General features: G+C 43.8%; 6 protein-coding genes. 4 read left to right on the forward strand and 2 right to left on the reverse strand.

All coding sequences use genetic code 11. The annotated features are described in order from the left end of the window. The first annotated feature begins 124 nt into the window (after window positions 1-124). Genes IJI01_RS05875 through IJI01_RS05885 form a run of 3 tightly spaced genes read left to right on the forward strand, consistent with a single transcriptional unit; the run spans window position 125 to window position 2,439 of the window. The gene (locus IJI01_RS05875) at window positions 125-688 is read left to right on the forward strand and encodes a rhomboid family intramembrane serine protease (RefSeq protein WP_292187242.1); all 564 of its coding nucleotides are present in this window, start codon (window positions 125-127) and stop codon (window positions 686-688) included. Between the two features lie 24 nt (window positions 689-712). Further along, window positions 713-1,993: an aconitase X gene (locus IJI01_RS05880; protein ID WP_330623080.1), complete on the forward strand. Its 1,281-nt coding sequence runs from the start codon at window positions 713-715 to the stop codon at window positions 1,991-1,993. Between the two features lie 2 nt (window positions 1,994-1,995). Next, on the forward strand, window positions 1,996-2,439 hold the full coding sequence (locus IJI01_RS05885) for an aconitase X swivel domain-containing protein (protein WP_292187245.1): 444 nt from the start codon (window positions 1,996-1,998) through the stop codon (window positions 2,437-2,439). Here IJI01_RS05885 and IJI01_RS05890 read toward each other — a convergent pair. Beyond that, window positions 2,429-3,427, reverse strand: a complete 999-nt coding sequence (locus IJI01_RS05890) for a GTP-binding protein (protein ID WP_292187248.1) — start codon at window positions 3,425-3,427, stop codon at window positions 2,429-2,431. The two genes, IJI01_RS05885 and IJI01_RS05890, sit on opposite strands and share 11 nt — an antisense overlap. Window positions 3,428-3,496: 69 nt before the next feature. Then, window positions 3,497-4,564: an NAD(P)-dependent alcohol dehydrogenase gene (locus tag IJI01_RS05895; RefSeq protein WP_292187251.1), complete on the reverse strand. Its 1,068-nt coding sequence runs from the start codon at window positions 4,562-4,564 to the stop codon at window positions 3,497-3,499. 206 nt (window positions 4,565-4,770) lie between these two features. Here IJI01_RS05895 and IJI01_RS05900 point away from each other — a divergent pair. Further along, window positions 4,771-6,411: ABC transporter ATP-binding protein (locus tag IJI01_RS05900; protein ID WP_292187253.1), on the forward strand; the 1,641-nt coding region annotated here is incomplete at its 3' end.

The raw sequence follows: 6,411 nt of genomic DNA on the forward strand, positions 1-6,411 counted from the left end.
AGGCCGCATCAAAGGAATTGACGGTGGCATAGATATTGATATTCAGATGATCAGAAAGTAATACAGGAATTATAGATACTCTGATGATTAGAGAAAGATAGAGAATATAGGAAAAGAGAAAACGATGAAGAAATTTAAAATCACATTCAATTCCCCAGTGGTACTGGGATTTATATTTACAAGCCTTGCAGTGCTGATTCTTGGCTTTGCGACTGGGGGTATTACTAATCAGCTTCTTTTTATGACATATCATTCTTCTTTGCTGAGCCCAATGACCTACGTGAGATTTTTTACCCACGTTCTAGGTCATGGAGGCTGGGAACACTATATTGGTAACGCAGCCTACATTTTGCTACTTGGTCCGATGCTTGAAGAAAAATATGGCTCCAAGAGAATACTTCAGGTTATCCTGATCACAGCTTTTGTGACAGGCATTGTGAATTATGTACTGTTCTGGAATGTTGCTCTGTGCGGAGCCAGTGGAGTGGTGTTTGCGTTTATTCTTTTGACATCATTTACAAGCTTCAAAAATGGGGAGATTCCGCTGACATTCATTCTTGTTGCTATCGTGTTCCTTGGGCAGCAGGTGTACGAGGGCGTGTTCCTTCAGGATAACATATCAAATCTGTCACACGTTGTAGGAGGTATTATCGGTTCATTTGTAGGATATAAGCTCAATAAGAGATAATGCAAATAATAGAGAGGAGATAGTATGATGAGGCTAACAACAGAGCAGCAGGAGATTCTGGATGGCAAAAAGGGCGAGACCTATGCCAAGATCATGGAAACTCTTGTAAGGTACGGGGAACTATTTGGCGCAGAAGAAATGGCAGAAGTTACAGGTCAGTACGGACATCTTGTAACCAGCTTTGGACTGCAGGTTATTGATCCAGTTTATAAGCTGATGGATGAATTGATCTCAGCAGGGGTAGTGTCCAAGCAGAAATTCACTATGGATCCAAGACCACTTGATAAGAATGTTCCATCGGGACCCATCAAGGATCTCGTATTCTACAAATTTATGTACTCCGAGCAAAAGAGATATGAAAAGCAGCTAAGTAAGCTTGGCCTTAAGAGCAGTGATGCCTTCTCCTGTGCATGCTATTTTGAAGAGCAGGGAAACAGACCTAAGAAGGGGGATATTCTTAGCTGGGCTGAATCGTCAGCTGTTGTGTATGCCAACTCTGTGCTTGGTGCTCGCTGCAACCGTAACTCTGGAATTATCGAGCTTTTTGGTTCAATTCTTGGCTGCGTTCCTAAGTTTGGTCTTTTGACAGATGAGGGAAGAAAAGCTACCTGGAGAATTGAAGTTAAGACAAGTAAACTTCCTTCAGCTCAGGTTCTTGGTTCTGCTATTGGTATGAAGGTTATGGAGGACGTACCTTATGTATTTGGACTGGACGAATTTCTTGGGGATAAGCTGACACCGGAAGTATGCACATATCTTAAGAATTTCGGAGCTGCAACTGCTTCAAATGGAGCAGTAGGTCTTTATCACATCGATAAACTCACACCTGAAGCTACTGAGCTTGGTACTAAACTCATCACAGATGACGCTAGAACATATATTATCGATGATGCGGAGATCAAGCGTGTAATCGACAGTTATCCAATTATCTGGAAGAATCCGGATGCCAAGCCCAAGATGTGTTTCATTGGCTGTCCACATCTTTCCAAGACTGAGCTCCTTGGCTGGATTCACGATATCTACGAGGGTGTAAAAGAAAATGGACTTCGCACCACAACTGTGCCAACAGTTCTCACATCTGCTCCTGGAGTTATTGAGAGCATAAAAGGCTGCAAAGAGGAGAGCATGGCAGAGGAGATCGGGCTTACCATAAGCTACATCTGTCCGCTTATGTACTGCGACAATCCGCTGGTTCATTCAATGCCAATCATTACTAACTCTAATAAGCTTCGCACATACACATCCTGTCGTTTCTACGAGGATGACCAGATACTTGATATTATCACAGGAAAGGGGAGGAAATGATCATGAAAGAGTTCAAAGGAAGAGTTTTAATTCCAGGAGAGTGTAGTGCACAGGCACTTGTTTCTCATGGCGGATTCAATACACTTGCAAGCTATCAGACAAGCTTTCTTACAGGCGATAAAAAGGCTACATGTTCAGATCAGAATAACCCTGACATATACAAAAAGCCAATGGCTGGTGTGGCATTATGCCTTCCACAAACCATCGGCTCTACTACAGGTGGAATGATTTTATTTACTGCTGCAGATTCTGGACGTCAGCCAGCCTGCATGCTGTTTTCTAAACCAATTGATTCTATAGGCGCAGCAGGAGTTCTCCTTGCTGATATCTGGACAGATGCCAAGATGCCTACTATTGATAGTCTGGGAGATGAGTTCCTTGACTACGTCAAGACTGGAATGAACATAACTGTCAAAGAAGGCGGCGTTGTACAGATCACTGAGTGATAGCCATGTATCTTGGCTGAACTGGCCTGTTTTTGCTTAGCTTCTGAGGTGCTTTCCAAACTGGAGCATCGGAAAAAGAGTCATCTCCCATGCGGCGGTGAAGAGCCGCTGCATCAAGATACTCACCGATAAATACGCACTGATTTGTAGCTGCTGGTGACTCGCCGATGGAATACAGGTTATCAGCCAAGTCGAATCTGAGCATTGAACAACCATCGCTACCAACTGGTACAGTTCCCTTTGCGCGAACTACATGTCCGCAAACACCTCTGAGACAATCCTCAAGGAGCATTATAAGTTCTCCAGGATTGTTAAGATGTGCGTTATTAATAGTAATCTGGGTAAAGGAATCAGCTTCACCTTCAGGTTTAGATATTTCTGCCTCATTTGCAGGCAGTTCCATTACTGAGCGCCACCAGGCATCGCTTTGTCCTGTGTAGTGCTCTTTTATTATCTCTGCATCAGGATTGAACGCCCTTATAGCCGCTGCAGTTTCTGCGAGTATTTCATAAGACTCATTTTCGCATTTTGAAAATACAACGGTCTGAGCGTTTGCAATCTGATCTTTGTAAAGCTCAGGGAATTCAGCCATGTTCTGCTTAAAGCTCCTGGGAGCAAGGACAACAATTGGCTTAAGTAAAGTGACATCACCATGAAGAATTGGTGTCAGGTTACTGATTATATTACTAAGGCGTCCAACGCCAGTGGGTTCAATTATCAGATATTCAGGTGAAAGACTGGAATATACTGTGAGGACAGAATTGATAAAGCTGTCCTTCATGGTACAGCAAACGCAGCCTTCCATAAATTCCAGGACTTCTAATTCTTTTTTGCCTGAGGTCTTGGTTCTGAGTTCATCGGCATCAATAGAATTGTCGCCATATTCATTTTCAAGAACAACAGGGAATGTGCCACTTCGTTTGATAAGTTCTTTGATAAAAGTTGTCTTTCCGGCACCAAGAAAACCAGATGTAATGAGAATCTTCATATTACTCCAAAGCAAGGAGCAGCCGTAGCTGCTCCCTGCAGATTGTATTTATTTAATTACTGACTTAAATTATGGGTTGTTATCAAGAATAACAACAGGCTTGATAAGATCAGCTGGCTTATCCTTCATCATCTGGAGTGCCTCTGGAATATGCTCCCATCCATGGAATACATGAGTTGAAAGCTTACTAACATCGAGCTTACCAGAAGATACAAGAGCACCGAGCTTCTCCATACGAAGACGTCCGCCTGGCATAAGACCACCGGCGATCTGCTTGTGACCCATACCAACACCCCACTCGACACGAGGAATTGTGATGTAGTCGCCGCTTCCGAGGTAGTTAACGTTACCAATCTTACCGCCAGCCTTAAGAGCCTTAACAGCAGACTCAAATGTCTGAACACCGCCACCTGCGATGATAACGCGGTCAACACCCTTACCATCTGTAAGAGCAAGAACCTGATCTTCGATAGTTCCGTTCTTGTAGCTGATAAAATCATCTGCACCATAGAACTTGGCAGCCTCTACGCATGTAGGACGAGTACCTACAGCGATGATGCGTGATGCACCGCGAAGGCGAGCACCTGCAACAGACATAAGACCAACAGGTCCGATACCGATTACAAGAACTGTATCACCAAATTGTACATCAGCAAGCTCTACGCCATGGAAACCTGTAGGAACCATGTCAGAAAGCATACAAGCATCTTCAAGTGTCATGCCTTCAGGCATGTGAGCGAGGTTACCATCTGCGTCATTAACATGGAAAAACTCAGAATCAAGACCATCCTTGAAGTTAGAGAATTTCCAACCTGCAAGCATACCACCAGAGTGCATAGAGAATCCACCCTGAGCCTCAAGAGAGTTCCAGTCAGGAGTGATAGCAGGAACGAGTACCTTATCACCTGGCTTGAAATCCTTAACCATTGAACCGACCTCAACGACCTCAGCGCATCCCTCGTGGCCGAGAATCATGTTGTGACGATCACCTACTGCACCTTCCCATACTGTGTGGACATCTGATGTGCAAATTGCGATAGCCAATGGCTTACAAATTGCGTCCATAGGACCACATGCTGGGCGTTCTTTCTCAATCCAGCCTACTTCGCCGATTTTGAGCATTGCAAAACCTTTCATACCATATCTCCTTATATAAAAATATTTTTTACATACCCATACGGGTTTGCATTCGGAAAATAATTTTGTATTAAGTTTTCAGGGTTCGTGGTAAAAAATAGACTTCTTGCAGATAGATTTTTTCGATAATATAGTAATGATATCGGTTACGTATAGTATAGTCAAGGAAAATACTGTACAGTTCATAGTTTACGGAGGAAAAGAGTATGCCAGGACCTGGGGGAAGAGGATTTGGACCAAGAGGTTTTCTTACCGATGAGGAAAAAGAGAACCTCCCCAAAGTCGATGCCAAGCTGATAAAGAGGATATTATCGTATTTAAAGCCCTATAGGCTTCAGTTTGCGTTTGTTTTTATTGCGATTCTGTTGTGTGCTGTGGTAGGCCTTTTACCATCGATCATCACTGGTAAGATTGTGGATCAGGCCCTTATCAATAAAGACATGGCGCTTCTCATAAGGCTTCTTCTCATGGCCTTCGCAACCCTGGCTGCGTCGCAGATAGTAGGAGTCTTGGAGTCTTATATCAATGCGTGGATTTCCCAGCGCATTATCTATGACATGAAGAATCAGATGTATCACCATCTGCAGTACATGCCACATTCCTTTTTTACAACAGAGAAACAGGGCGACATCATAACCCGAATGAACACAGACATCAGCGGAGTCAGTAGCGTTATTTCTGGAACGCTCTCAAGTGTCGTATCTAACGTAGCGACAGTCGTTACTACATTGGTAGCTCTTTTTACCATGAGCTGGCAGCTGGCTATTGTGGGAGTTATCATAATTCCGCTCCTCATTCTGCCAACACAGAGAGTCGGCAAGAATCAGTGGAAGATCAGAACAGATTCCCAGCAGAAGAACGACGAGATGAATCAGCTCATCAACGAGTCACTTAGTGTCAGTGGATCAATGCTGGTCAAGCTCTTTACCAGAGAGGAAAAAGAGTACGACAGATTCGTTAAGGTGAACTCAGAGCTCACAGCTCTTAACCTTAAGGAACAGAGGAGTGGTAGCTGGTTCAGAGTGGTTATGGGTATGTTCACTCAGGTTGGACCGCTTCTGATCTACTTCGCAGGTGGTTATCTTATTATTTCCAAGATGGACGAGGGGCTTACAGTTGGTACTATTACAGCTATGGTTGCCCTTATAAATAGACTGTACAGACCTATTCAGGAGCTTCTGCATTTGCAGGTGGACTTTACAAGAAGTCTAGCGCTCTTTACCAGAATCTTTGACTATTTCGATATGAAGAGCAGTATTGTTAGTCCTGAAAATGGCGTCAAACCTGACATAACAAGGCAGGACATTACCTACGAACATGTTTCTTTTGCCTATAGTCCGGAGGTACAGATTCTCAAGGATGTTAACTTCACTGTACCTGGAGGTCAGATGTACGCTATAGTTGGACCATCAGGCTCTGGTAAATCAACGGTTGTCAACCTTATTCCAAGGCTCTACGATGTAGGCTCTGGCGCAGTTAAGATTGGCAATACGGATGTAAGAGATTTTGATCTATCATATCTTAGAGCTAATATCGGTGTTGTAACGCAGGAGACATATCTTTTCAACGGCACAATCAAAGAGAATCTTCTCTATGCTAAGGAGGATGCAACTGACGAGGAGATAATTGCTGCCTGCAAGAACGCTAATATCCATGAATTCATTGTGAGCCAGCCTGACGGCTATGATACTATGGTTGGTAACAGGGGACTGAAGCTATCTGGCGGTGAGAAGCAGAGGTTGTCCATTGCGAGAGTTATTCTCAAGGATCCCAAGATTCTCATACTGGATGAGGCTACGAGCGCCCTTGATTCAATTTCTGAGACTGCCATTCAGGATGCGCTGGAG

Origin of the sequence: Butyrivibrio sp. (assembly GCF_017433805.1) — a bacterium.
GTDB lineage: Bacteria > Bacillota > Clostridia > Lachnospirales > Lachnospiraceae > Butyrivibrio.

What these genes read in the sequence shown, in the direction of transcription:
- IJI01_RS05895 (WP_292187251.1), bottom strand. Translation starts at nt 4,564, where the DNA reads ATGAAAGGTTTTGCAATGCTCAAAATCGGCGAAGTAGGCTGGATTGAG.
- IJI01_RS05890 (WP_292187248.1), bottom strand. Translation starts at nt 3,427, where the DNA reads ATGAAGATTCTCATTACATCTGGTTTTCTTGGTGCCGGAAAGACAACT.
- IJI01_RS05875 (WP_292187242.1), top strand. Translation starts at nt 125, where the DNA reads ATGAAGAAATTTAAAATCACATTCAATTCCCCAGTGGTACTGGGATTT.
- IJI01_RS05885 (WP_292187245.1), top strand. Translation starts at nt 1,996, where the DNA reads ATGAAAGAGTTCAAAGGAAGAGTTTTAATTCCAGGAGAGTGTAGTGCA.
- IJI01_RS05880 (WP_330623080.1), top strand. Translation starts at nt 713, where the DNA reads ATGATGAGGCTAACAACAGAGCAGCAGGAGATTCTGGATGGCAAAAAG.